Origin of the sequence: Streptomyces diastatochromogenes (genome assembly GCF_002242805.1) — a bacterium.
Taxonomy (GTDB): Bacteria; Actinomycetota; Actinomycetes; order Streptomycetales; family Streptomycetaceae; genus Streptomyces; species Streptomyces diastatochromogenes.
Genome location: NZ_MCGQ01000073.1, coordinates 1 through 24,029 on the forward strand (window position 1 = coordinate 1; position 24,029 = coordinate 24,029).

Here is a 24,029-nt window from a genome sequence, read left to right on the forward strand (position 1 = left end):
CGGGCTGACCCTGGGATGGTGCGACGCGGACGGCGTCGAACCATCCCAGGGTCAGCCCGGACCAGCCCAGCCGCTTGGACAGCGTGCGGAGGTACTTCTTGTAGGCGCGCACCTCGATGTAGGCCGCGTGGCGGTCGGATCCGACGAACTTGATCCCGCCCGAAAGGTCAGGGCGGTCCTCGCGGATGAGCCGCTCGAACTTCCCTGCACGGTCGGGCCGGTTCACCTGGTCGTGGAGATACTGCGCCATCACGTGCGAGATCCGGTCGAACAGCGTGTACGCGCTGGAGTTGACCTCCAGGTACCCGAGCCCGAAGAGGTTGTGCCGCTCCCGGCTGAAGGCGTTGAGGTACATCTGCGGCCGGCCGCCCTTCCACGAGAAGCAGTCGGCCGGTACGTAGGGGATGGTCATGTCGTAGCCGGTGGCGAAGAGGACGAGGTCGATCCGCTCGCGGGAGCCGTCCGCGAACACGACCTCGGCGCCGTCGAAGCGCGCGATGTCCGGCTTGGCGGTGACCTCGCCGTGCTGGAGGTAGTGCAGGAGCTGGGTGTTGAGCAGCGGGTGCGACTCGAACAGACGGTGGTCGGGGCGGTGTAGTCCCCAGCGGCTCACGTCGCCCACCATCACCCGCCGTACGACCCCGTAGACCAGACGCTCGGCCCAGATCGGCAGCCACTCGGTCTCGTCCGCCGGCATACCGAAGACATGCTTGGGCACGAAGTGGTAGCCGCGCCGCGTGCTGATGAACGCGGCGTCGGCATTCGCGGCGGCGTCGCAGGCTATGTCGGCGCCGGAGTTCCCGAGCCCGACCACGAGCACGCGCTTCCCGCGGAACAGCGACGGATCGACGTACTCGACGGAGTGCATGGTCCGTCCGCCGAAGTCACCCGGCACGTCGGGAGTCCGGGCGTCCCAGTTCACTCCGGAACAGCAGATGACCGCCCGCGCCCGTGTGGCTCCGGTCGAGGTGAGCACCGTCCAGGCGCCGTCCTCGTCCTGCTCCACCGAGCTGACGGCGGTGTCGAACCGGATCGCCTCGCGCAGTCCGAACTCATCCGCGAACGACCGGGTGTAGCGAAGGATCTGCTCGCGGGAGGGGTAGTCGGCGAAGTCCTCCGGCATCGGGTAGTCGAAGAAGCCCGACTTGCCGCGCGACGAGATGAAGTGCGCCGAGCGGTACATGGGTGAACCGGGATTGTCGATGTCCCAGATGCCACCGACGTCGGAGTGACGTTCGAACTGGACGTACGGGATCTCCAACCGCTTCAGCGCCCGCGCTGCGGAGAGTCCTGCGGGGCCGGCTCCGATGATCGCGACAGGCAGTTCGGCGTGGACCGGGGCCCGGAGTGCGTGTGTGGTCACTGTGGCCACCTCTCTGTCAGAGCGTGCGGAAAGCATATCTGGCCAAGTGGCCAAGTCAATCGACCTGGGCATGTGATCAGCGCAGATGATCGGCGTCGTGGACGCGGTGTGTCGTCAGGACGGAGCGCGGTGGTGGGGAGCGGCGGCGCGGCCGACGGTCGCTGCCAGTTGACGCAGTCGGCGCCAGTCCAGCCGGGGCTGGGCCGGGGGGACGCCGGGACGGTTCCGGGGGACGCGTACCCGCAGTGCGCGGGGCGCGATGCGGCAGAGCACCGGTGTGGGCAGCCGCAGGGCTTCCCCGTCGATGCCGACGTCGATCACCTCGGAGTCGCTGTCGACCAGCACTCTGCGGGCCGTCCGCAGGGCCACTCCGCGCGGCTGCGGGTCCAGCAGAAGCGCTGCCGCTTCGGTGGCACTGTCCACCGTGACGCCGAGGATCCCCAGCCTTCCGGAGTCGAGCCGTTCGCGTCGGCCGAGGGCCAGCGGATCGCCCGTGCCGTACGGGTTGTTGCTCACCAGCACGGCCTGTGGACTGCTGAGAGTGATGCCCTTGGCCCGTGCCGTGAGTCTCGGGCCGAGCCGGCGACTGAGCAGGTCGGGCAGCATGCCGAAGGCGGTGGTCACCTTGCCCCCGCGGTAGGCCGGGTTCTGGATGACCGCCGCGTACGTGCCGAAGGAGGCGTTGTTGACGAACGGGTGGTCCGCGGCGAACCCGAGGTCCACGCGGATTTCCACGCCGTCGACGAGCGCGTCGAGGCAGGACGCCGGATCGTCCCGGTCGAGGCCGAGGTCCATCGCGAAGTGGTTGCGGGTGCCCGAGGGAATGACGAGGAACGGAATGCCGTGTTCGGCGGCGACCGCCGCGACGAGTGCCTGAGTGCCGTCACCGCCGGCGACACCGAGCAGGTCCGCGCCGTCCGCCACGGCGGCCCGGGCCAGTGCGGCGACGTCCTGCTGCTCCTCGGAGCCGAGCAGAATGACGCGCGCTCCCAGTTCCTCGGCCTTTCCCCGCAGACCGAGTCGCTCGACCTTGCCGCCTCCGGAACGCGGGTTCATGATCAGGAACGGGCGTACCGGGGGTGCCGTCCGGCGTTCCTTCATCCGATGGTTGCGCTCCCCGTCCTTCCGCAGCGCATAGCGTCCCGCCCCGACGGCCAGGGCCCAGAGGGCGAGGGACAGGACCAGGGTCCACTGAAACGTGAATACGAACAGAGCGATGAGCGCGGCGGGAGCCGCAAGGGCCAGCGCGGCCGCGGCCACCCGGGCCAGGCCGCGGCGGGACAAGGTCCACCACACGGCCGCCGCGGTGACGACCGCACCGGCGAGCCCTGCCACGGCGGTCAGGATCCCCTCCGCTCCTCCGTACCCGGCGGGCAACAGCACGGCCAGGGCTGCGGCGGCCAGTGCGGCCCTGGCCGCCCAGCGATGTCGCCGGTGGGCGGAGCCGCACAGGTCTGCGCTCATGGAGTCCTCCGATCGGCAGCGGACCTCGCTGAGCGGATCCACACGACTGCGACAGGTACGGGCCGAGGCTGACGTGGCCCGACCGTACTACCGGGCCACATCAGTGTCCCCGGGCCCCGCGCAGCGGCTTGGTGAGCGGATCGTCGATGGGGAAGCACCCGGCGAAGACGGTGAACATGATCAGCGCCTCCGCGGTCACATGGATCCCTCGGCGATGCCGGGGTCGGAGTGCCCGAGCCCGCGTGACTTGGCCAACTGACCAGGTCACGTGATGTGGAAGGATACCCCCATGCCCACCACCCGATCCCCACGCCGTCGGCCCGACGACGCCCGCCGCGTCGAATTGCTCAACGCCGCCCGAACGGTGATCGCCAGAGAGGGGGTCGGGGCGACGACGACGCGCCGCATCACACAGGAGGCGGGGCTGCCGCACGGCATGTTCCACTACTGGTTCTCCGGTAAGGAGGAACTCTTCGAAGAGCTCATCACCGAGGTCATCGAGGAGTTGCGGCAGCACGCGGCCGCGGTGTCCCCCGACGGCTCCGACCTGGGCGTGGCGGACAGGCTGCGGGCGGCCTTCGAAGTGGCCCGGCACGACGAGGAGAAGCGGCCGGGCAGGCAACTGGCCTTCTACGAACTGACCGCCCTCGCGCTGCGCACCCCCGCGCTGCGGGACCTGGCCCGCCGTCAGTACGCCGCCTACCGGGAGGCCTCCACCGAAGTGGCCGCCTCCTGGATGGCCGAGCAGAACGTGGATCTCCCCGGTGGTGGCCAGGCCCTCGGGGAACTCCTCGCCGTGGTGATGGACGGGATGATCCTGGCCTGGCTCGCCGACCCCGAGGGCAGCAACCCCGACCAGGTCTTCGCCCTGCTGGACACCCTGCTCGCACGGGCAGCCACGGTGAGCCCGGAGGCCACCGACAAGTGATGTCGGGCCCGGATCACCGGGATGGCGGCGGGCGTCAGGAATCCTGAGCACCAGGCGGGTCGGTTCTCCGGGCTGCGGGCGCAAAAGGCGGACAGGAATACAGAACTCCGGCCGGACTGACGTACCCAGACCGGTCGGTCAGAACGCCCGACCCACACGTTCGGGCGATGACAAAGCATCAAAGTTCCTCAAAACTCAGGGCAATGCGGCCACTAGGCAGACACAAGTTCGCACGCGGTTAGCGGCAGGCGTGCTGTCTGGACTGGTCGGGAGAGATGCTCTCAGTAATGCGAGGACTCACGGAATAAGCGTGGGGACTCACAACATAAGAGGGACTAGGTTGAAAAGAAGAACTGGCCGAACGCGGCCATTCAGGGCACTTTGCGCTCTGGGCGCCGCGATGGCGCTGTGGTCTGTCGCGATCCCGACTGCGGCAACGGCAGGGGGGAATTCCGCTGGACCGCCGACGACCACGCACAGCGTCCAGCCGTCGTACAAACGGGGGAATATCACGAGGTGTCCGTCGGGGACGACGACGTTCTTCAATACGTCGGACCTGAGGCCGGGCAACCAGAGCCAGAGCTACGCGATGGGACTGGATCCGCACACCTTGATCGCGTACCAGTCGCCGAACAGTGGACACGCCATCGCCCTCATGGTCAATGAGGGAGCGACCCAGATGGTCGCGGTGGACCTGACCAAGATGCTCGACGGCACGACGGTCCCGGCATCGGGCCACGTCTGCACCAGCGGCACCCTTCCGCCGACTGCCGAGAGCTTCATCGCCTTGCCGTGATCGGCTCGCACACAGGCGTTCGGGGAAGTTGACGAGACCGTGGGGGTGTTCAACCTCCACGGTCTCGCATGTGCCGCAGCATCCTGCGGGAACTCATCGAGGCCGAGCCGGAGCGGCGCCGGCGCATCGACCGGGTCCCCTTCGCCGTGGGGAGGGGGGCATGCGTGCGCGGGGTCTCCCTTCACGGCGTCGACCTGGTCAAAGCCGGAGTGGTTACCGCTCGCGGTCCTGATGGCGGTGCGGGCGTCAGTGGCTGCCGCGCCAGTCCACCGTGCGCCCTCGGTGCCGCAGGCCCAGACCCTCGGTGGATTCCGGGTCCAGGTGTGTGCTGCCTCGGTCTGGGACGACCATGGATGGAGGCAGCACGCCCGCCGGTACGGCACGAGCCAAGGCGCCGAGCGGGAAGGAAAATGAGACATGGGCACGATGGACTCCTCCCGAGCAGGCGACGGCCGGTCGACGGCGGGTCCTGCCGCGCCGCCCAGTGGCCTGCTGGATCTGCTCAGCGTCGCCGCGGTGGTCCTGAATACGACGGGCCAGGTGGTCTTCTGGAGCCCGAAGGCCGAGGAGCTGTTCGGCTACACGGCAGCAGAAGCGCTCGGGCAGTACGCGGCTCCGCTGACGGTCCACGAGGAGCACCGGGACGAGGTGATCAAGCTGTTCGCGGAGGTCATGGAATCCGGCACCGACTGGGCCGGGGCCTTCCCGATCCGGCACAAGGACGGCAGCACCCGCCTGGTGGAGTTCCGCAACATGCGGCTGCTGGACGACCTCGGTGACACCTACGTCCTGGGCCTTGCCGCGGACCAGGCAGCCGTGGAGCGGGTCGAGCGAGATGCCGCCCTGGCCATGCGTCTGGTGTCCCAGTCCCCGGTCGGGCTGGCCATTCTGGACCCGGACCTGCGGTACCTGGCCGTGAATCCTGCTCTCGAACGCATCACCGGTCAGTCCGCCGCCGAGCGTCTCGGCCGGCCGGTCGGCGAGGTCCTGACCTTCCTGGACACGGACCCCGAGGCACGTCTACGCCGTGTCCTGGAGACGGGCGAGTCGGTCGTGGACCGCGACATCGTCTGTCGTCCCCCCGCCGATCCCGACCACGAGCACGCCTGGTCCGTCTCGTACTACCGGCTGGAGGATTCCGGCGGGCGGGTCCTGGGCCTCGCCTACTCCGTCATCGACGTCACCGAGCGTCATCGCGCCAATGCGGAAGCGGCGCAGGCCCGGCAACGGCTGGCACTGATCGCCAGGGCTTCCGCCTCGGTGGGTACGACTCTCGATCTGGAGACGACAGCGCGCGAGCTTGCCGACGTCGTCGTACCGGTCCTGGCCGATGTGGCAGCCGTGGACGTACTCGACAGCGCCCTTGAAGGCCGGACCGCGCCGCACGAGGGCCCGGCCTTCTTCCGCGCCCTCGCCGTCAGCGCGGCCGACTCCACCGAGGCGGTCAGCGCGGCCGACCCGCCGGGGGGAGCGGCCCGCTACGACAGTGACCGGCTGATCACCCAGTGTGTGCGCACCCGTCAACCGGTACTGGTGCCCCACACAACCCGTGGGGATCTGGAGCGCATCGCACGGCATGGCGAGGCCGCCGCCCTCCTCGCGGCGGCAGGCGTGCACTCCTACCTGGCCGTACCGCTCGTGGCCCGGGGCGAAGTCCTCGGCGCTCTCGACCTCAAACGTACCCGGAACCCCACTCCGTTCGATGACGACGACGCATTCCTCGCCTGCGAGTTGGCCGCTCGAGCCGCGGTCTGCATCGACAACGCCCGTGGATACCAGACCCAGCGACACGCGGCCCTCACCCTCCAACGAAGCCTGCTTCCCGAGCCCCCCTCACACCTGCCGGGCTTGGAGGTCGCCTGCCGCTACCAGCCCGCCGGCGCCACGAGCGAGATCGGCGGCGACTGGTTCGACGCCATACCTCTCCGGGGAGACAAGACCGCCTTGGTGGTCGGGGACGTCATGGGCAGCGGCATCAATGCCGCCGCCACCATGGGGCAACTTCGCACCGCCGCCCGCGCCTTCGCCGAACTCGACCTTGCCCCCGCCGAGGCCCTGCGGCACCTCGATCACCTGACCGAGGGCATCGAGCAAACCATCGCCACCTGCATCTACTGCGTGTACGACCCTCACCAGGGCCAGTGCCGGATCTGCCTCGCAGGCCACCTGCCCCCAGCCCTGATGCGTGCCGGGCACGCGGCGCAACTGCTCGACCTCCCCACCGGCGCACCGCTGGGTGTCGGTGGTGTCCCCTTCGAGGCCACCACCATTGACTTCCACCCCGGCGACGAACTCGCCCTCTACACCGACGGCCTGGTCGAAAGCCGAAGCGCACCCATCGACTCCCGCCTGGACGCCCTTCTCGACGCCCTCACGGCGACACGCGGCCACGATCCGGAACGCACCTGCGACCGCATCCTGGAGATTCTGCGACCGCCCGGAGGCGAGGACGACGTCGCTCTGCTCATCGCCCGAGCCCACTCCTGAGCTGTCAGAGGGCGGGACAAGCCCCCGTTGCTCAGCCGGTCTTGGCCAGCCGCTCGATCCGGTCGTGCAGGTGCTCGACGTGGTGTTCGGACTCCGGCTTCATGAGGACGCTACGGAGGATCCGGGCGCCGTCGGCATCCGCGGTGATCTTGGGGTGTCGGGCGGCGAACGCCTCGCGGCCGGCTTTGAGGGTGCTCAGGAAGACGGGGTCGGGGTTCGCCATGCCGTCCGCGAGGATGCGGGCGGATGCCGCGTCGATGCCGGTGAGGGTCGCCGGGTCGACGGCGGGGAAATAGGTGACGATGTCCAACTGGGGTTGCTGGTAGAGCTCCAGGAGTTCGGATGCCTCGATCATTTCCGCCCACTTCAGCGCCGCTCGCCGGCCGGCGGCCAGGACCTGACCGAGCCCGTCGCGGGTGGGCGGGAGAAGCTGGAAGGTCAGCCACAGGGCGGCAGCGGAGGCGCCGGCCCGGGAGCATTCCAGACTGATCTCGCCGAGGTGGAGTTCGGCCGAGGTGAAGTAGGTGTAGGGCGAGTCGTGGAGGTAGAAGCGGCCCACCTCGGGGTCGCGGAAGAGGACGGCGCCGCAGCCGTAGGGCTGGAGTCCGTGCTTGTGCGGGTCGACGACGATCGAGTCGGCCTGTGCCACGGCCCGCCAGGGCTCGGGTGACAGCGCCTCGGGGCCGTCGGCACCGGCGAGGAGGGTGAAGAAGCCGCCGTACGCGGCGTCGACGTGGATGCGGACGCCGTAGCGCTCGGCGAGGGGCAGAACCTCGTGGACGGGGTCGACTGCGCCCAGTCCGGTGGTGCCGGTGGTGAGGACGACGGTGCCCACGGCCCCGGTGCACAGCAGGTCCTCCAGCGCGTCCAGGTCCATGCGGCCCCGGCTGTCGGTGCGGACGGGGTGGCTCGTCATGTCCAGGACATGGCACATGCGGCCGTGGGTGTAGTGGGCGTCGGCGCTGTGGGCGACGCCCCGGCCGGGGTGGAGTTCGCGGGCGACGAAGAGGGCTTCGAGGTTGGCGATGGTGCCGCTGGTGGTGAGGTGGCCGAGGTGGGTGTCGTAGCCGAACATGGCGGCGAGCTGCGCGACCGCCTCGCGTTCCATCGCCGCGGTGGCGGGGCCGCCGTCCAGGGCGTGGTTGTTGGGGTTGATCAGCATGGCGGCGAGGTAGCCGACCACGGCGGCAGGGTGTGGGGGCTTGAGCATCTGGCCCGCGTAGTGGGGGTGGAAGAAGGGGTAGTTGTCCTTCAGCCGCCCGGTGAACTCCTCGAACGCCGCCGCGAAGCGGTCGTCGTCCACCTGGAGGGACGGGTGCGGCTGGTAGGCACCGAACGTGTCGGCCCAGTCCTGTATCGCGTGCGTGGCTCGGCCGAGCCAGTGCTGCAGATCCACTGATCTTCCTCTCGCTCGTGCGTGTGCGCCCACTGTAGGATTTCATTGACTACTCAGCAATTGCTTGCTCAGTAATTGAGAAGGCAGTAGTCGAGGGAGCAGTAGATGAGGGAGCAGTAAGCTCGGCGGCGATGAACGCCACGCCCCAGCACCACGACGAGCACGAAGCCGCCCGCGCCGCCAACAGCCGGCTCGTGCGGGATTTCGGCCTGCTGATCAAGTCCGCCACCCGCCTGGAACAGCGGATCGACAGCGCGCTGCGGCGGGAGTGCGGAATCAGCCACACCATGCTTGAGGTGCTGATACGGCTCTGGCGCCAGCCCGGCGAGGAGGTCTCCCAGCGGCAGCTGGCCGACGACCTCACCCTGACCAGCAGTGGCACCACTCGGCTGATCGACCGTATGGAGGACGCCGGCCTGGTCCGCCGCGTCCCGTCACCCGGGGACCGGAGGGTGGCCCTGGTGGAACCGACCGCCGAGGGACGCACGACGTTCCTGCGCGCGGCGGCCGTCCATGCCCAGGTGGTCGAGGAGTACTTCGTGAAGCCACTGGCAGCCGACGACTACGCCCGGATGACCAGCGCGCTGAGCGAGATCACCAGGGCGCTTCGCGGCGACGCGGGATGAGGGCCACGGACGAACGCATCGAAGAGCGGGGTACTGGCCGGCCGAGAGGCGGCTACGACGAGAGTGCCTGAGACGTCATCTCAATCGGCTCGGCTGGGCATGTGAATGCGGGTGGCACTGGGCTGGGCTCTGCCGCATGATCGCGTCATGACGAGTCCTGCTGCCTTCCGGGACCGGACCAACTGGTCCGATGGCTACTACGAGCTGGCCATAGAGGTTGGATCGAGCGCTGACGACCAGCTTCAGTCCGTCCTGAGCGCTCTGTGGTCCGCCGCAGACGTCCACGGGTGTTTTGGGCAGAGAGACCGTGAGCCTGAGGAGCAGGATCCCGTGCCGTGCACGGTTGGCTCTCTGACCGAGTTCGGCCACCTTCACGGTCAGGTCCGGCTGCCGACGGGCCAACTGGTCGTGTGCGGTTGCGTGGCGATCCGCGGCGGTGACGAAGGTGGCGACTGGCTGGACTTTTACGTCCCCCTAGGGGCGCTGGATCACGCGGGTCTTGCGTACTGGGACGGTCAGCCGTTCTTCAGGTCCAACGTGATGGACGACTGGTTGGCTGCCATCGGGACCGAGACCTTCAAGAGCGCCTCCTTCAGCCTGGGGGTCATCGGCTTCGAGGTCTCTGGTTGCACCGACGCATCGACGCTGGCAGGAAAGTTGCCGCAGACGCGGGACATCGGATACCTGCTTCCACAAGGCGACGTCCTGCACTATGGCGCCGCCAACACCTGAGTCCTGCTGCGCTGGTTGGGCAGCGGTGACGGCCAAGCCGCGTCGAGGTCTCGATGCCCTCGCGGGCGATGCGGTGGGTGATGGACACGATCACCGTCGGACTCGTGATCCCTGACCTGCTCAACCCGTTCTTCACCGAGGCCGCCGCCGCGGCACTGGAAGCGGCGCGGGCCCGTGGCTGGCACGTCGTCGAGCCTCAGCTGTCCAGCGTGGCGCTCGACACCAGCAGACTCGGGGCACTTGCCGTCGAACAGGCCGCCCGTCTGCTGACCGGTAGCAGCCCGCCCGGTCACTCGGGCCAGGCGGAGTTCTTGATGACCTCGACGAAATCGGTGCGTCGGAAGCCGGGCACATGGTGGGCCAGTACGTCGGCCTTGACGTTGCCGAAGGTTGTGTCCGGGCGGTCCTTGATGCCCTCGGTGAACGCGGTGAGGATCCCGTTCTTGAAATCCGGGCGCGGGTGCGCCGCGACGACCGCCGCGCGCTGCACGTCGGAGACCGCGTCATAGCCGATCCCCAGGACGTCCAGCTCGACTCCGCGGGTGACCAGGGCGATCTCGGGTGCCATGTGCAGCGGGATCTCCGGGGTGGTGTGCAGGGCGATGCCGGTCCAGACGCGGTCGGCCGGCTCGCCGGTGATGCCATGGGCGTGGAGGAAGCGGCGGGCCTCGTCCGCGCCGTCGATCTCGAAGCGCTGGTCGGTGCGGCGCAAGCCCTTCGTGAGCCCGAGGTCGTGGAACATCGCCCCCACGTACAGCAGTTCCGGGTCGAAGCTGAGCCGCTGCTCCCGGCCGCGGAGCGAACCCCACAGGAAGACCCGCCGCGAGTGGTGGAACACGAGCGGCGAGGCCGCCTCACGGACCAGTTCGGTCGCCTCCCGCACCAGCGCCGTGTCCGGGATCTCCACGCCTGCGATCACTTCGCTCATCCCTCGTCCATCTCCTTCGTCTTCTTGATCGGTGATCTGCCTCCAGGGTTCACCGCCGCCGTAGGCTGGGCCATGTCATCACTGCCAGGAAAACCACGGATTCGGACATGACGCATCGGGTTGGCTTTGTGGTCTTCGACGGCGTGACCATGCTGGACGTCAGCGGTCCGTCGGAGGTGCTCCATCAGGCGAGTCGGCACGCTCCCCCCTACGAGCTGGTGCTGGTCTCCCCAAGTGGCGGTACGGTCACCACCTCCGCCGGGCTGGCGCTGACCGGCACCGTCACGGCGGCCGACTCGGGTCCGGTCGACACGGTCGTGGTCGCCGGAGGCGATCGGCTGGCCCAACAGCCGATCGAGGACGAGCTGCTGGCCGCGGCCCGCGCCCTCGCCGCACCGGCGCCACGGATCGCCTCGGTGTGTACCGGCGCCTTCGTCCTGGCAGAGCTGGGCCTGCTCGACGGCTGCCGCGCGACGACACACTGGCGGCACGCGGCCTCGTTCGCCCGCCGCTACCCCCGGGTGCGCGTCGAGCCGGACGCCATCCACGTCCGCGACGGGCGGTACGTCACCTCCGCGGGCATCAGCGCGGGCATCGATCTGACCCTCGCTCTGGTGGAGGACGACCACGGCGCCGACGTGGCCAGGGACATCGCGCGGGAACTGGTCGTCTTCATGCAACGTCCCGGCGGGCAGTCGCAGTTCTCCACGGCCATCACCACCCCACCTGCCCGCAGTGACCTGTTGCGCTCACTGATCGCGTCCGTGCTCGCCGATCCGGCCGCCGACCACAGCCTGCCCGCCATGGCCGCGTCCGCCGCTGTCAGCCCTCGCCACCTGGCCCGGCTGTTCCGCGCCGAACTGGGCACCACACCCGCACGCTGGGTCGAGCGGGTCCGCCTCGACCGCGCGCAGCAGCTGCTCCTGGAGGGGCACAGCGTCACCGCGGCAGCGCACCACAGCGGGCTCGGCTCCGACGAGACCCTCCGCCGCGCCTTCGCCCGCCACCTGGGCACCACGCCGACCCACTACCGGAAACGCTTCACCACCACCCGCCGACCGCAGTAGCTGCCGCCCGGAGGGTGACCGGCCTCCGAGGGGACCGGTGCCTGTGTGCGTCAGGTGCGCAGGAGCCGTAGGTCGATCGCGTCGGCCATCGCCTTCATCCCCTCGTCGTTGGGGTGGATGTGGTCGCCCGAGTCGTAGGCCGGATCGAGGGCGGCCGGGTTCGCGGGATCACGCATGGTCCGGTCGAAGTCGATGACGCCGTCGAAGGCACCGCTGGTACGGATCCACTGGTTGACGTCCTGCCGGATCGCCTCGGCGGCAGGCGTGTGGTAGCCGTTGCCCTCGTCGGGCATGAGGGTCGCGCCGATGACGTTGACGTGCGCGGCGTGCGCCTCGTCGATCAGGGTGCGGTAGCCGTTGATCAGGTCCTGGGCGGTCAGCGCCTGGCCGTCGGGGCCTGCGTTGTTGCCGATGTCGTTGATGCCTTCGAAGAGGATCACGTCCTTGACACCCGGCTGGCCGAGGGCGTCGTGCCCGAAGCGCTTGAGGGCGCTGACGCCCTGCCACAGGTTGGGTACGTCGGTGAGGACGCGGTTGCCGCCGATACCGGAGTCGACGACACTCAGCTTCTGCGGGCCCGGTCCGGCGCCCAGCCGGCGTCCGAGGAAGTCGGGCCACCGGGTGTAGGTGCCGGTCGAGGAGTGGTAGCCGTCCGTGATGGAGTCACCGAAGGCTACGACGGTGCCCCTCGCGGTCGATGACAGGACGTCCAGCCCCGCCAGGTAGTACCACGAGGTCGTGGTGGTGCCGAACGCGGCGGTGCCGTCGTCACCGGCGTGGTTGCCGGAGGCTATGTAGGTGGTGTCGAACGCGTCGGAGTGCCAGGTCGACGTGCCCGACGTGCCGGGCACGTAGAGGCTGACGAGCAGGTTCTCGCCGGCGCTGACCGAGATCGGGATGACGTCGCTGACCGCCTCTTCGCCGGCGGGGATGGTGACGTGGCGGGAGGTGCCGAAGGTGACGTTCCGCGTGGTGCCGCGCGTCGCCTCTCCACCGCTCGCCTGGACGGCCACATCCACGGCGCTGACATCGAGCGGGGTGGTGCTGTACCGGTTGGACAGGGTGATGCGTGCGCCCGAGCCCGCGACGCTGCTGTGCACCACCATCCGGATGGTCTGGTTGCTGAAGGACGGGCCGCCGGTCGTCATGCTGGGCGACCAGGCGCTGACCCTGGTGCCCTTGTCCGGCGACGAGGACGTGGCGGCGCTCGCCTGGTTCGCGGTGCTCAGCGGAACGACCGTCAGGACCGTGCCGGTCAGCGCGCCGCACACGGTCAGCAAGGATCTGCGACGAGGTCGGCGACTCGCGGCCGTTCTTTCCTTTTCCGGGGACATCGTCGTTCTCTCCACTCTTCTCTTCGTTCGCGGCAGGGTGGGTTTGACGGCACCTCAGCCGAGGTTGTTCAGCGTGATGGACTCGCCGGGCTTGAGGCTGATCCTGCGTGAGGCGCCGCCCGCGAAGACGGTGGTGTCACGGCCGCCGACGCTCTTCAGCGTCACCTGGGTGACCTTGCCGCTCTTCCACTTGAGGGCGGCGACGAAGCCGCCGCGGACGCCGACGCCGGACACCGAGCCGGATGCCGCCCATGCGGCGGGCAGGGCGGGCAGCAACTCGACGTGACCCGGCCGCGAGTAGACGAGCATCTCGATGACCGCGGAAGGGGTGCCGAAGTTCGCGTCGATCTGGAAGATGCCGCGGCCTTGCCCCATGTCCATGATGTCGAAGAGGTTCGGCGCGGTGCCGTTGCTGCCGCCCACCGACGGCTTCAGGTTGTTGACGACGAGCTGGTAGGCCTTCTCCGCGTTCTTCAGCCGGGCCCAGCACAGGCTGCGCCAGGCGTTGGACCAGCCGTAGCTGTTCATGCCGCGGGCGGTCAGGAGGGCCGTCGCGCCGGCGAGGATGTCCTTCGGCGTGGAGTCGTCCGGGCGGATCCGGTCGCCGGGGAAGAGGCCGACGAGCGGGGATAGGTGCCGGTGTGTGGTCTCGCCGAGGTTGTCGGGCGACATCCACTCCTCCAGCCAGCCGGTCTTGGGGCTGACCACGGGCAGGTACAGGCGCTGACGCAGACCCTCGACGGTCGCGCTGTAGGAGGTGTCCTTGCCGAGGATCCCGGTCGTGGTGCGGTAGTTGCCGAAGAGGTTCCACACCAGTTCCTGGGCGTAGGTGATGCCCTTGGCGTCCAGCGGACCCTGCTCGGGGGACCAGTCGCTGTCGGCGATGAGGACCTCGCGCGAGGCTCCCGAGGCGTCGGTGACGGTCGTGGTGATGAGGCGGGCCTCCCAGAACTCCACGGCGCCCTTGATGAGGGGGTAGACCTTTTCGAGGTAGGCGCGGTCCTGGGTGTACTCGTAGTGCTCGAACAGGTTCTGGCAGAGCCAGGCGTTGCCGGCCGGGTGCCACCACCAGCCGCCACCGCCGTAGGGGTTGGTGGAGATGGCCACCGTCCAACCGGCGATCTTCCCGCTGGAGTTGCGGTACCTGTTGGTCGGACTGTTGAACAGCCGCTGGGTGACGTCCGTCCAGGAAGGCAGCTGTGCGAGGCAGTAGTCCGTGAGGGCGTCGAAGCAGTCGGACAGGCCCGCCCGGTCGGCCAGCCAGTAGTTCATCTGGAGGTTGATGTCGGTGTGGTAGTCGCCCATCCAGTCCGGGTCGTTGCCGTCCAGCCACGGGCCCTGCAGACCCATCGGCAGGCTCCCCTGCGACCCGGAGATCATCAGGTAGCGGCCGAACTGCAGGTAAGCGGCCTCGAGTTCCGGGTCGGGGACGTTGTCCCGGTAGCGGGCCTGCACCCGTTGCCAGGTGTCCAGCCTGCGCTGTGCCGTGGACGACGTGCCGAGGGTGATGTCCAGCTGCTCGAAGACGGGGCGGAAGTCGGCGACATGGGTGTACAGCAGGGTGCTCGCGGAGTGACCGGCCGCGTCCAGGACCTTGGTCCGTGCCAGGCGCTCCGGGTCCAGAGCTGGGTCGCGGAACTTGGCGGCCGCGTCGGGCGCGTAGTTGGTGCCGCCGCTGACTACGACGGTGAGGTCCTTGCAGCCGCTGAAGGAGATCGCCGTACCTTTGACAGCGACCGTGCCGGTGCTGCTGTACGCGGTGACGGCGGCGCCGTACTTCAGCCCGTTGGCGAAGGAGCCGCCGAACGAGGCGGAGCGCCCGGTGCTGTCGGCGGTGGTGGACTCGCCGTGCGTGCCGGCGAGGGAGACGGTACCGGTGTAGGTGCCGCCGCCCTGCTGGGAGAAGTACAGGACGATGACGTCGTCGGGGCGGCTGGCGAAGATCTGCCGCTGGTAGGTGACGCCGGACAGGTCGTACGAAGCGCTGACGAGGCCCTGGGCCAGGTCCAGGGTGCGACGGTAGTTGTCGACGGAGCCCAGGTCGTGCCCGGGGAGGTCGACGGTGAGCTTGGCCAGCAGGGTCAGCGAGCCGAAGTCGTCCCGGCCGTAGGGGAACTGGCCGTCGCTCTGCAGGGTGTCGTTGAGGCCACCGGTCCACAGGGTGGCGTCGGTGATCGTCAGCAGTTCGCCGGCGGGGTCGTTGCTCGCGAGCGCTCCGAGGCGCCCGTTCCCGACCGGCAGACCCTGCTGGATCATCGAGTTGGCGGAGCCGGGACTCCGCCACCACAGCTGGTTCTTCGCGGCGGCGGCCGCGGACAGCAGGGGCGAGGAGGTGGGGCGGAGGGGGGCCGCCGAGGCGGTGAAGGCGGGCAGACCGCCGAGGGCGGCGGCCGCGCCGGCTGTGGCGGCAAGCGCGAGGAAGCCCCTGCGGCTCGGGTGGTTGTCGCGCGATTCGGTGTGCTGGGTGTCCACGATGTGCACTCCATGTCCGGGGAACGGCGCATGCGGGAACGGCGGATGCGGGCCGCCGGGCGTTGCGTGGGGTGAGTACGGCGGGCGTGGGTGTGCCCGGGCGCTGCGGGACCGCGGGGGACTGGTGACGGTCCCCGGGCGCGGGGCCCGGGGACGTGTCGGAACCGGTCCCCGCGGGAGGGTCAGGCGGACTTGGGTACGTCGATCCTGTCGATGTCGGGTGAGTAGTCCCAGCCGCTGTCGAACGTGATGCTGTTGGAGCCCGCCTTCAGGGCCAGCTGGACGCTGACGGTCCGGACCGTGCCCCAGTCGCCCGTGGAGGGGAACCGCAGGCTGGTGCCGTTGCCGCTGTTGGAGTAGACGGTCACCGAGCGGGGGTCGCCGCTGACGTAGGCGACGTTGACGGTGTAGATGCCGTCCTTCCTCACCGTGATGTCGTTGAACTGCAGCTTGCTGTCGAGGTAGAGGTTGCCGACCTTCTTGCCGCCGGAGCAGGAACCGCACGTGGCGACGGAGGCGTTGCCGGTCAGGGTGTTGTTCGCGGACTCGGCCTCGTAGCCGGTGGTCGCCAGCGGGGTGCCGCCGGGCTTGACGGTGAACAGCCGTGAGCCGTGTGCGGGCAGCGACGCGGTGATCTTGTTCCTGTACGTGCCGAGGCTCTGGTGGCTCCACAGGTCGCGCACGGAGGCGGCGCCGGTGAAGTCGAAGGATGCCCAGTCGGCGGTGACGGAGGCCGGCGAGTTGCCGAGGTTGAACAGGGCAACGGTGTACGTGCCGTCGGAGTTCCTGGTTCCCCAGACCTGCTGGTCGCCCATCGGGGTGACGGGACGTGCGACGGGCGAGTTGTTCTGGTCGACGGCGATGACTTCCTGGTTGGTCAGCAGGGAGAGGCCGTAGCTGTCCAGCCTGGTGAGGTCGTCACCGGTGAACAGAGGCGACTTGTTGATGGCCCACAGGGTCATGTAGCTCTGCCGCTCGGCGTTGGTGAGACCGTCCATCTCCCCGTTGCCGACGTCGACCGCGTCGAGATCGTTCCAGCCGCCCGGGCCTGCCCTACCGCTCCACGCCGGGGCGTCGTTCCACCGGTCGTTGACCGAGTTCTCCCAGGTGACCAGGGTGTTGCAGTAGCACTCCACGTCGGTGTCGATGCGCCAGCCGTTGGAGTACTTCTTCCAGTCGGCGGCGTGCCCGATGTCGAGCGACCAGGACAGCTCCAGGTGGATGGGGCGACCGGTGCCGGCGATGGCCTGGTGCCAGGCGGCGACGTCCGCGACGTTGTCGTAGTTGTCGCCGGACTTGAACGAACCGGGGCCCACCCCGTCCAGCTTGAGGAAGTCGTAGCCCCAGTCCGCGAGCATCTGTGCCTGCGAGTCGATGTACTTCTGCGCGCAGGGGTTGTCGAAGTTCAGCTTGTAGGCGCTGTCCCAGCCGTTGGTGGTGCGCAGGTCGCCGTAGACGATGTCCGCGGTCGTGCAACCGGGGGCGTTCCAGATCGGCACCTTGCCGTCGCCGTACGCCCCCTTCTCCAGGCCGACGGGCAGGTAGATGCCGGCCTTGAGGCCCTTGGCGTGGATGTGGTCGGCGACCGGCTTCATGCCGTGGGGGAACCGGACCGGGTCCGGTGTCTCCCGGCCGTACTGGTCGAACTCGGTCGTCCAGTTGTTGTCCATCCACCAGCCGGCGTCGATGTTGACGTAGTCGTAGCCGTACTTCTTCAGCGTGGTGGCGAGGGCGTCGGTCTGCTTCAGGACGTTCGCCTCGGTGAGGTAGCTGTAGTTCCCGTTCGGGTTCAGGCCCGGGTACGTGGAGGACTGCATGCTCCAGCTGGACCAGCCCATGTACGGCTTGGCCGCTGTGTCGGAGGTGGCGTCCGCCGTGGTCTCGGCCGAGGTGACGGCTGAGGTAGTGGACATGGCGGTGTCGGCGGCCGCCGGGACCGCTGTGGCGAGTCCGGCCGTGATGGCCAGCACCAGCGCGGCTGTGACGGTACGGCGCGGGAAGGCGGGGAGAGCTCCGCGCAGGGCTCTGTAGGGGGATGACCGCATGGGTCGCCTCCTGGTGGCGGGTGAGAGGAATCGTGCGGTGGTACCCGGTGGGGGACGGGTGTTGGTGAGCCCGCTGTCCTTCTGGAAGGGCCCCTGCGCCGGCGGCGGCGAGAGCGGGCACGGCCGGTGTGGCGGCCGGCACCGGACAGGCCGTGGAGCACCGTTCGGCGGTGGGCTCCTGCTGTGGTCTACGGGCTGCGGCTCTGCAGCGTCATCGCTACTCCTCGTAGGTGTCTGACCCCATGAAGGTCTGGATCGAGGTGGCCGCGGCCCCGCGCGCCCACTCCTCGAAGGGCAGGGGACGTGTCATCACGTCACACCGCGCAGCGGTACCGAAGGCGGACGCGGCGAACGCGTCCCGGATGCCCTCGGCGAACAGGTCGTAGGCGGCCAGGCCCTCCCCGGAGATGATCACCCGCTCGGGACCGAGGATGTTCACCAGGGAGCCGATGGCCTTGCCGATGGCTTCGCCGGCCCGTGCGTAGACCGCTCGGAAACCCGGGTCTCCGCTGTGGGCCAGGTCCAGCGCCTCGGCCGCATCGGTCACCTGCCTGCCCGTGGCCGCGCGCACAGCACGGAGTATCGCGGGATCCGCCGCGATCGCCTCCACACACCCCCGGTTGCCGCAGTGGCAGAGGGGGCCGAGCGGGTCGAGGGGCAGATGCCCGATCTCGCCGGCCACGCCGTGCGCGCCCGACACCACCCGGCCGTGCACCACCAGGCCACAGCCGATGCCGGCGCCCACGGTCACCAGGGCGAAGTCCGAGAGCCCGACTCCGGCCCCGAACCAGTGCTCGGCGACCGTGAGCGCGCGCACGTCGTTGTCGACCGTGACCGGCAGTCCGGTCGCGGTCGCGGCGAGCTCGGCCAGTGGTACGTCCCGCCACTCCAGGAAGGGCGAGTAGCGGACCACACCGTCCGCGCGGTCCACGTCCCCGGAGATCGCGATGCCCAACCCCCGTACCTGCACACCGAATCCGATGGCCTCGGTGAGCAACTCCTGTACCAGCGAGGTGATGGCGGGGAGCACGACCTCCGGCTCGCGGCCCGTGAGGCGTACGTGCCGGGACATCCGGATACGGCAACACAGGTCGGCCAGTACGGCGATGACCTCCTCGCCGGTCACCTTCATCCCGATGAACAGCGCCCTCCCCCCGTCCACCCACACCAGGTTGGCCGGACGTCCCACCGTGGGCCGCGCCTCCTCGTCCACACCCTCGACCAGATAGCCGAGCTCCATCAGCGGACGGACCGCCTTGGTGACGGCCGCCGGAGAGAGCCTGGTCCGCCGCCCCACCTCGGCCCGGGTGAGCGGACCGTGGGAGAGCAGGGTGGTGAAGACCAGGGAGGCGGCCGGAGTCATCGTCGGGACCGACTCACGGGGGGAGGTCGAGCGCATGGCCGGAAACCTAGGGGCGGATCTTTTCCGCTGTCAATGAAAAAACCATCCTTCTTCTGAAAGGCTTGGCGAAGGCGTGTTGAGCCGATGAAAGAGAGATTCGTCCCCCTGCGTGGGCAGTTGATCCAAGGCCTGGATCCCGCGGCGGGCCACCAGGCTCTGCTATCGGCGCGTGCATCACGCGTCCGTGGCCGGCAGCGTCCCGGTCGTGCCTGGAAGGAGCCGGATCTGCTGTGGGGTCCTCAATTTCCTATATGATTTTGGCCCCGTCGGAGTCCGTGACGCTCGATCAGGAGGTCGAGATGGCCGGATTCAGGCGCTTCTCCGTCGTGTTGGGCTGTCCGGCGTGCACTCCGATGAGCTGCAGTACCAAGGTCGATCGTCCTCGCGCGTGCGGTTCAAGGGGTTGACGGGAGGCACCGCGTGGCTGAGCATCGCCCTACCGGTTTCCTATTTGATTCTGGGGAGTGGTGAAGATGCGTCCCCCGACCCGTTCCGTCCTGACGGGCGTTGTCGCCGTCGCCGTGCTCACGGCGGGCTCGGCGGCCTGCACCATCAAGAACTCCGGTGCGTCTTCGGGCGCCCAGGCCGCCGCGTCCGGCAAGTCCGGTACGGGCACTGCCGAGTTGGCCGACGGGTCGGGCACGAAGGTGGCCCTCGTGCCCGGCGGCGCCCATCCGTACTTCCAGCCCTGGAAGGCGGCGGGGGCGGCCGCGAAGAAGGAGTACGGCCTCGGGGACGTGACCTTCGACGAGACCTCCGAGTGGGACCAGCAGAAGCAGAACAACCTGATCTCCACGCTCGCGGCCCGCGGTTACAACGCGTTCGGGATCTTCGGGGTGTCGCCCACCGACATCAACACCACCTTCGCGGACCTCAAGTCACAGGGCTTCGCCGTGGCTTCGCTCGCCTCCTGCCCGGCCGGCGGCACCGACAAGGCCGACTTCTGCCTGTCCACGGACGTGGAGGTCGCCGCCTACAAGGCGGCCAAGGCCGCGATCGGCGCAATGGCCGGCAAGGGCACCCTCGTCCACCTCACCGGCAACAACGTCGACGCCAACACACAGCTGCGCATCAAGGGCGTGGACAAGGCGGTGAAGGAGTCCGGCGGCAAGGTGAAACTGCTGCAGACCGTCACCGACGTCGACAAGGACCTGCAGACCGCGCAGAAGGCGGTCTCCGACCTGCTCGCGGCCAAGGGTGACCGGATCCAGGGCATCGTCACCACCGCCTACAACCCCGCCGTCGCCGCTGCGGACGCGGTCAAGACTTCCGGGTCCAGGGCCAAGGTCGTCGCCATCGACGACGACGCCAAGATCCTCAGCGCGATCAAGGACGGTTCGGTCGCCGCCACCGTGGTGCAGAACCCCGTGGGGCAGGCCGAGGTGGGGACCTGGGCGCTGGCACTGCTGCAGACGAAGCAGTGCACCATGCGTCACCCGGGTCAGATCATCGACTCCGGCTCGTTCGTGGTCACCAAGACGAACGTCGGCACCTACGACGCGGCCAGGACGGCGAAGACCGAGCAGCTCAAGAAGCAGTTCGCGGACACGGTTCTGGTCTGCGAGTGACCACTGACGGCTCGACGGAAAGCGGACCTCGCACGATGACCATCATCACGACCGCCACGGCACTGCTCGCCGACATCGAGGTGGAGAAGGACCGCACGGACGCGGTGCAGGTGTTCGTCAAGCAGGAGACGATCCTCGTCGAAGTCACCACGGCGGACGGCCTTCGGGGAACCGGCTACGCCTACACGATCGGCACCGGCGGGTCGTCCGTCCTGGCCGTGCTGCGGGAGCATCTGCTGCCTCTTCTCGTCGGAGCGGATGCCCGTAACGTCGAAGCGTCGTGGCAGCGGCTGTTCGCCACGACGCGGGCCACCACCACCGGAGCCATCACCTCCCTCGCCCTCGCCGCCGTGGACACCGCCCTGTGGGACCTGCGGTGCAAGCGCGCCGGCGAACCGTTGTGGCGACTGGCCGGTGGCCACCGCCAGGAGGTCCCGCTCTACGACACCGAAGGCGGCTGGCTCCACCTGAGCGCCGACGAGCTGGTCCACTCGGCGCTCGAGGCGCAGAAGGCCGGGTGGGCGGGCGTCAAGATCAAAGTGGGAAAGCCGCACGTGGCCGAGGACGCCGAGCGGCTGCGTGCCGTCCGCGAGGCGGTCGGTCCGGCGATGCACATCATGACCGACGCCAACCAGTCCCAGACCATCTCCTCGGCGCTCCACCTCGCGGCCGCCCTCGAACCCCACGGGCCGTACTGGCTCGAGGAGCCCCTTCCGGCCGACGACATCAGCGGACACGCCCGCCTGGCGGCCGCGACGAGGATTCCCGTCGCCGTCGGCGAGTCCATGTACTCCGCCATGCAGTTCCGCACGTACCTGGAGTCGGGTGCCGCCTCCGTCGTACAGGTCGACGCCGCGCGCGTCGGCGGCATCACGCCGTGGCTGAAGGTCGCGCACACGGCGGAGAGCCACAACGCCATGGTCTGCCCGCACTTCCTGATGGAACTGCATGTCAGCCTGGCCGCCGCGGTGCCCAACGGCATGTTCGTCGAGTACATCCCGCAGCTGAGAGCGGTGACCCGCACCGAACTGACGGTCCGTGACGGACGGGCGGTGGCGCCGGACGTGCCGGGCATCGGGATCGACTGGGACATGGACGCCCTCGACAACAGGAGGGTGGCGTGAGGACACCCGTCACGACACCGGAGCACGACAGCCGGGCCGACGGGACGGCCGCCATCCGGCAGCCCGCGCAACGGCTGCCGCTCTGGGTGAACCAGCGGCTCGGTCTCCTGGTGCTCACCGTCGCTCTCGCAGCACTGTTCGGCCTCCTGCGGCCGGCGTTCCTCGATGAGCGGCTCGTGCTGTTCCCCCTGCTGCGGGACATCTCGACGCTGACCGTGGTGGCGCTCGCCCAGATGGTGGTCCTCTCCGTGGGACACATGAACCTCGCCGTCGGCCGGATGGCGGCCTTCGGCGCCCTGTTCGCGGGACTCGGCTACGACCGGCTGCATCTGCCGCTCCAACTCGGCCTGCTGCTCTGCCTGTTCGCCGGCGCCGCCATCGGCTTCCTGACCGGCTGGATCATCGCCCGTACCGGCGTCAGCTCCTTCGTGGTCACCCTGGCCATGGACTTCGCCCTGCTGGGACTGGTCTCCCTGCTCTACTCGGCGCTGACCGAGAACGCGGCTTTCACCACACAGCCGAGCGGACTCATGGACCTGCGCTCCACCTCGCTCGCGGACATCTGCGTCGGTCCCGTCTGCGGATCCCCGGCCGTCCCGCAGATGGCACAGTTCACCGTCCTGGCGCTGGGCGGCCTCGGTTTCCTGTACACCCGCACCCGCCTGGGCCGGGAGCTGCTGCTGACCGGGGCCAACCCGGCCGCGGCAGAGCTGTCGGGCATCCCCACGGGGCGCCGCGTGATCCTCGCGCACGCCCTCTCCGGACTGCTCGCCGCGCTCGCCGGCTTCATGGCGGCCGTCGGCACCGGCACGTTCCGCGCCTCCATCGGCGACGACTTCATGCTGCCCTCGTTCCTCGGCGCGGTCCTCGGCGGCACCCTCCTCACCGGTGGCGTCGTCTCCGTCCTCGGCGCGCTGCTGGGCACCTCCCTGGTCGGTGTCATCCGCAAGGGCCTGGATCTGCTCGGCGTCGGCCTGGAGAGCCTGAACATCTACCTCGGCTGCGTCCTCCTGCTGGCCCTGTCGGCCGACCGGGTGCGCACCGTCGTGTCCTATCGCAAGGTGGTGCGCTCCACATGATCACGATCAACGATCGCGGAGCCCGTACCCGCGCGGTCCTGCGCCGCTTCTCCCGCTCCACGACCATGACGCTGCTGTGCGTGACGCTGGCCGGATACCTCGCCCTGGGAGTCGCCTCGTCGGGCGAGTTCTTCCAAGGACCGTCGGTACGGACCTTCCTGCAGTACCTGGCCACGCCCATCCTCATCGGGCTCGCCCAGATGGCCGCCCTGTGCGTCGGACAGCTCAACCTCGCAGTCGGTGCCCTGGGCGGCTTCACGGCCTGTCTGACGGGTGTCCTCATGGCCGACGACGGTGTCCCGGCACCGGTCGCCGTCGCGGCCGGCGTCCTCGCGGCGACACTGGTCGGTCTGGTGACCGGTGTGTTCATCGTGGCGACGCGGATCAACGGCTTCATCGTCACGCTCGGGACGATGACCATCCTGCTCGGAGCCCAGTACCGGCTGGCCGGCACACGCACCATCGACGGCTACTCACCGACCCTCAAGGACCTCGGCCGGGCGGCCCCGCTGAACCTCCCGCTGGTGTTCCTCACCGCGCTCGCCGCGGCGGCGCTGCTGGCCGCGTTCATGTACCGCGCGACCGCCGGCCGCCGACTCCTCGCGGCAGGCGGCAACCCGCTGGCGGCGAGACTGTCCGGCATCTCCACCGACCGGCAGATCGTGCTCGCCCACACCCTGTCCGGTCTCCTGGTCGGCGTCGCCGCCGTGACCGCGACGGCGTCGCTGCCCGGCGTCAACCGCAGCGTCGGCGGAGACTGGCTGCTGCCGAGCTTCGCCGCTCCGATCATCGGAGGTGTCGCCCTCAACGGCGGATCCGTCGCGGTGTTCGGCACGGTGCTGGCCGCGTTCGTCATGCGGCTCATCGACGCCGCGCGCGCCCAGTTCTCGCTCGACCCCAGCTGGGTGAACTTCCTGATCGGCCTGGTCGTGCTCGGCACGGTGGTCGGCGGCCGCATCCACCAGACGCATCTGGAAAAGAAGGGCAAGGCGCAGGGGCGTACCCCGCCGGCACCGGTCGGCCCAGGACCGACGGCCGAAGCCGCCCCGCCGAACGCCGGAGGTGCGCAATGAGCGACGTCCTCCTCGAATGCCGGGAGATCGGCAAGGTCTTTCCCGGCGTACGGGCCCTGGACAGCGTCGGCCTGCGCCTGACGGCCGGATCCGTGCACGCGCTGCTGGGCGAGAACGGCGCGGGGAAGTCCACCCTCATCAAGGT

The 24,029-nt window shown here is 69.3% G+C and carries 19 protein-coding genes and 1 pseudogene; 12 read left to right on the forward strand and 8 right to left on the reverse strand.

The genetic code is table 11. The annotated features are described in order from the left end of the window. Together BEK98_RS44870 and BEK98_RS44875 are read right to left on the reverse strand one after the other, a co-directional pair. On the reverse strand, positions 1-1,363 hold a 1,363-nt coding region (locus tag BEK98_RS44870; protein WP_244202261.1), incomplete at its 3' end, for a flavin-containing monooxygenase. 114 nt (positions 1,364-1,477) lie between these two features. After that, positions 1,478-2,827, reverse strand: a complete 1,350-nt coding sequence (locus BEK98_RS44875; RefSeq protein ID WP_094222608.1) for a diacylglycerol/lipid kinase family protein — start codon at positions 2,825-2,827, stop codon at positions 1,478-1,480. 289 nt (positions 2,828-3,116) lie between these two features. Between BEK98_RS44875 and BEK98_RS44880 the strand changes: the two genes are divergently transcribed. The 3 genes from BEK98_RS44880 (at position 3,117) to BEK98_RS44890 (ending at position 7,038) form a co-directional block, all read left to right on the forward strand. Further along, positions 3,117-3,755 (forward strand): TetR/AcrR family transcriptional regulator, encoded by a 639-nt coding sequence (locus BEK98_RS44880; protein ID WP_167444430.1) that lies wholly within the window; start codon positions 3,117-3,119, stop codon positions 3,753-3,755. A gap of 589 nt (positions 3,756-4,344) precedes the next feature. Then, on the forward strand, positions 4,345-4,551 hold the full coding sequence (locus BEK98_RS44885) for a hypothetical protein (RefSeq protein ID WP_094222610.1): 207 nt from the start codon (positions 4,345-4,347) through the stop codon (positions 4,549-4,551). Positions 4,552-4,968: 417 nt separating this feature from the next. Beyond that, complete coding sequence (locus tag BEK98_RS44890) at positions 4,969-7,038, forward strand: SpoIIE family protein phosphatase (RefSeq protein WP_094222611.1); 2,070 nt, start codon at positions 4,969-4,971, stop codon at positions 7,036-7,038. 31 nt (positions 7,039-7,069) lie between these two features. Here the strand turns inward: BEK98_RS44890 and BEK98_RS44895 are convergent, their stop codons facing one another. After that, entirely contained in the window at positions 7,070-8,434 is a 1,365-nt protein-coding gene (locus BEK98_RS44895) for a pyridoxal phosphate-dependent decarboxylase family protein (protein ID WP_094222612.1), read from the reverse strand. Between the two features lie 131 nt (positions 8,435-8,565). Between BEK98_RS44895 and BEK98_RS44900 the strand changes: the two genes are divergently transcribed. The 3 genes and pseudogenes from BEK98_RS44900 to BEK98_RS50545 all read left to right on the forward strand — a co-directional run. Next, positions 8,566-9,060 (forward strand): MarR family winged helix-turn-helix transcriptional regulator, encoded by a 495-nt coding sequence (locus BEK98_RS44900; RefSeq protein ID WP_094222613.1) that lies wholly within the window; start codon positions 8,566-8,568, stop codon positions 9,058-9,060. Positions 9,061-9,207: 147 nt separating this feature from the next. Further along, entirely contained in the window at positions 9,208-9,792 is a 585-nt protein-coding gene (locus BEK98_RS44905) for a hypothetical protein (protein WP_244202262.1), read from the forward strand. Between the two features lie 56 nt (positions 9,793-9,848). After that, positions 9,849-9,983: pseudogene (locus BEK98_RS50545) on the forward strand (LacI family transcriptional regulator); the annotation flags it as partial. A gap of 98 nt (positions 9,984-10,081) precedes the next feature. Here BEK98_RS50545 and BEK98_RS44910 read toward each other — a convergent pair. Further along, a complete protein-coding gene (locus tag BEK98_RS44910; RefSeq protein ID WP_094222614.1) occupies positions 10,082-10,720 on the reverse strand; it encodes an HD domain-containing protein in 639 nt (212 codons plus the stop codon). Between the two features lie 107 nt (positions 10,721-10,827). On the opposite strand from BEK98_RS44910, the gene BEK98_RS44915 reads away from it, so the two are divergent. Continuing rightward, the gene (locus BEK98_RS44915; protein WP_094222615.1) at positions 10,828-11,787 is read left to right on the forward strand and encodes a GlxA family transcriptional regulator; all 960 of its coding nucleotides are present in this window, start codon (positions 10,828-10,830) and stop codon (positions 11,785-11,787) included. A gap of 50 nt (positions 11,788-11,837) precedes the next feature. On the opposite strand, the gene BEK98_RS44920 is transcribed toward BEK98_RS44915, so the two are convergent. The 4 genes from BEK98_RS44920 to BEK98_RS44935 all read right to left on the reverse strand — a co-directional run bounded on the left by BEK98_RS44920 (position 11,838) and on the right by BEK98_RS44935 (position 19,037). Then, positions 11,838-13,058 (reverse strand): SGNH/GDSL hydrolase family protein, encoded by a 1,221-nt coding sequence (locus tag BEK98_RS44920; protein WP_244202263.1) that lies wholly within the window; start codon positions 13,056-13,058, stop codon positions 11,838-11,840. Between the two features lie 117 nt (positions 13,059-13,175). Beyond that, positions 13,176-15,593: a glycosyl hydrolase family 95 catalytic domain-containing protein gene (locus tag BEK98_RS44925; protein WP_094222617.1), complete on the reverse strand. Its 2,418-nt coding sequence runs from the start codon at positions 15,591-15,593 to the stop codon at positions 13,176-13,178. A 182-nt stretch (positions 15,594-15,775) separates the two neighbouring features. After that, a complete protein-coding gene (locus BEK98_RS44930; protein WP_094222618.1) occupies positions 15,776-17,638 on the reverse strand; it encodes an alpha-galactosidase D in 1,863 nt (620 codons plus the stop codon). A 217-nt stretch (positions 17,639-17,855) separates the two neighbouring features. Next, positions 17,856-19,037, reverse strand: a complete 1,182-nt coding sequence (locus tag BEK98_RS44935; RefSeq protein ID WP_208643412.1) for an ROK family transcriptional regulator — start codon at positions 19,035-19,037, stop codon at positions 17,856-17,858. Between the two features lie 476 nt (positions 19,038-19,513). Here BEK98_RS44935 and BEK98_RS44940 point away from each other — a divergent pair, with 476 nt between their 5' ends. From BEK98_RS44940 to BEK98_RS44960, 5 genes are all read left to right on the forward strand, one after another. Continuing rightward, on the forward strand, positions 19,514-20,608 hold the full coding sequence (locus tag BEK98_RS44940; protein WP_208643413.1) for a substrate-binding domain-containing protein: 1,095 nt from the start codon (positions 19,514-19,516) through the stop codon (positions 20,606-20,608). 35 nt (positions 20,609-20,643) lie between these two features. Continuing rightward, on the forward strand, positions 20,644-21,732 hold the full coding sequence (locus BEK98_RS44945) for a mandelate racemase/muconate lactonizing enzyme family protein (protein ID WP_094222619.1): 1,089 nt from the start codon (positions 20,644-20,646) through the stop codon (positions 21,730-21,732). Next, positions 21,729-22,811 carry an ABC transporter permease gene (locus BEK98_RS44950; RefSeq protein WP_094222620.1) on the forward strand — a complete coding sequence of 361 codons (1,083 nt, stop codon included), beginning with the start codon at positions 21,729-21,731 and terminating at the stop codon, positions 22,809-22,811. Before BEK98_RS44945 ends, BEK98_RS44950 begins: the two co-directional genes overlap by 4 nt. After that, positions 22,808-23,884 (forward strand): ABC transporter permease, encoded by a 1,077-nt coding sequence (locus BEK98_RS44955; RefSeq protein ID WP_094222621.1) that lies wholly within the window; start codon positions 22,808-22,810, stop codon positions 23,882-23,884. Before BEK98_RS44950 ends, BEK98_RS44955 begins: the two co-directional genes overlap by 4 nt. Further along, positions 23,881-24,029: ATP-binding cassette domain-containing protein (locus tag BEK98_RS44960; RefSeq protein WP_143684250.1), on the forward strand; the 149-nt coding region annotated here is incomplete at its 3' end. The genes BEK98_RS44955 and BEK98_RS44960, both read left to right, overlap by 4 nt.

What these genes read in the sequence shown, in the direction of transcription:
- BEK98_RS44935 (WP_208643412.1), bottom strand. Translation starts at nt 19,037, where the DNA reads ATGCGCTCGACCTCCCCCCGTGAGTCGGTCCCGACGATGACTCCGGCC.
- BEK98_RS44890 (WP_094222611.1), top strand. Translation starts at nt 4,969, where the DNA reads ATGGGCACGATGGACTCCTCCCGAGCAGGCGACGGCCGGTCGACGGCG.
- BEK98_RS44940 (WP_208643413.1), top strand. Translation starts at nt 19,514, where the DNA reads ATGCGTCCCCCGACCCGTTCCGTCCTGACGGGCGTTGTCGCCGTCGCC.
- BEK98_RS44915 (WP_094222615.1), top strand. Translation starts at nt 10,828, where the DNA reads ATGACGCATCGGGTTGGCTTTGTGGTCTTCGACGGCGTGACCATGCTG.
- BEK98_RS44905 (WP_244202262.1), top strand. Translation starts at nt 9,208, where the DNA reads ATGACGAGTCCTGCTGCCTTCCGGGACCGGACCAACTGGTCCGATGGC.
- BEK98_RS44875 (WP_094222608.1), bottom strand. Translation starts at nt 2,827, where the DNA reads ATGAGCGCAGACCTGTGCGGCTCCGCCCACCGGCGACATCGCTGGGCG.
- BEK98_RS44880 (WP_167444430.1), top strand. Translation starts at nt 3,117, where the DNA reads ATGCCCACCACCCGATCCCCACGCCGTCGGCCCGACGACGCCCGCCGC.
- BEK98_RS44900 (WP_094222613.1), top strand. Translation starts at nt 8,566, where the DNA reads ATGAACGCCACGCCCCAGCACCACGACGAGCACGAAGCCGCCCGCGCC.
- BEK98_RS44930 (WP_094222618.1), bottom strand. Translation starts at nt 17,638, where the DNA reads ATGCGGTCATCCCCCTACAGAGCCCTGCGCGGAGCTCTCCCCGCCTTC.
- BEK98_RS44910 (WP_094222614.1), bottom strand. Translation starts at nt 10,720, where the DNA reads ATGAGCGAAGTGATCGCAGGCGTGGAGATCCCGGACACGGCGCTGGTG.
- BEK98_RS44955 (WP_094222621.1), top strand. Translation starts at nt 22,808, where the DNA reads ATGATCACGATCAACGATCGCGGAGCCCGTACCCGCGCGGTCCTGCGC.
- BEK98_RS44945 (WP_094222619.1), top strand. Translation starts at nt 20,644, where the DNA reads ATGACCATCATCACGACCGCCACGGCACTGCTCGCCGACATCGAGGTG.
- BEK98_RS44885 (WP_094222610.1), top strand. Translation starts at nt 4,345, where the DNA reads ATGGGACTGGATCCGCACACCTTGATCGCGTACCAGTCGCCGAACAGT.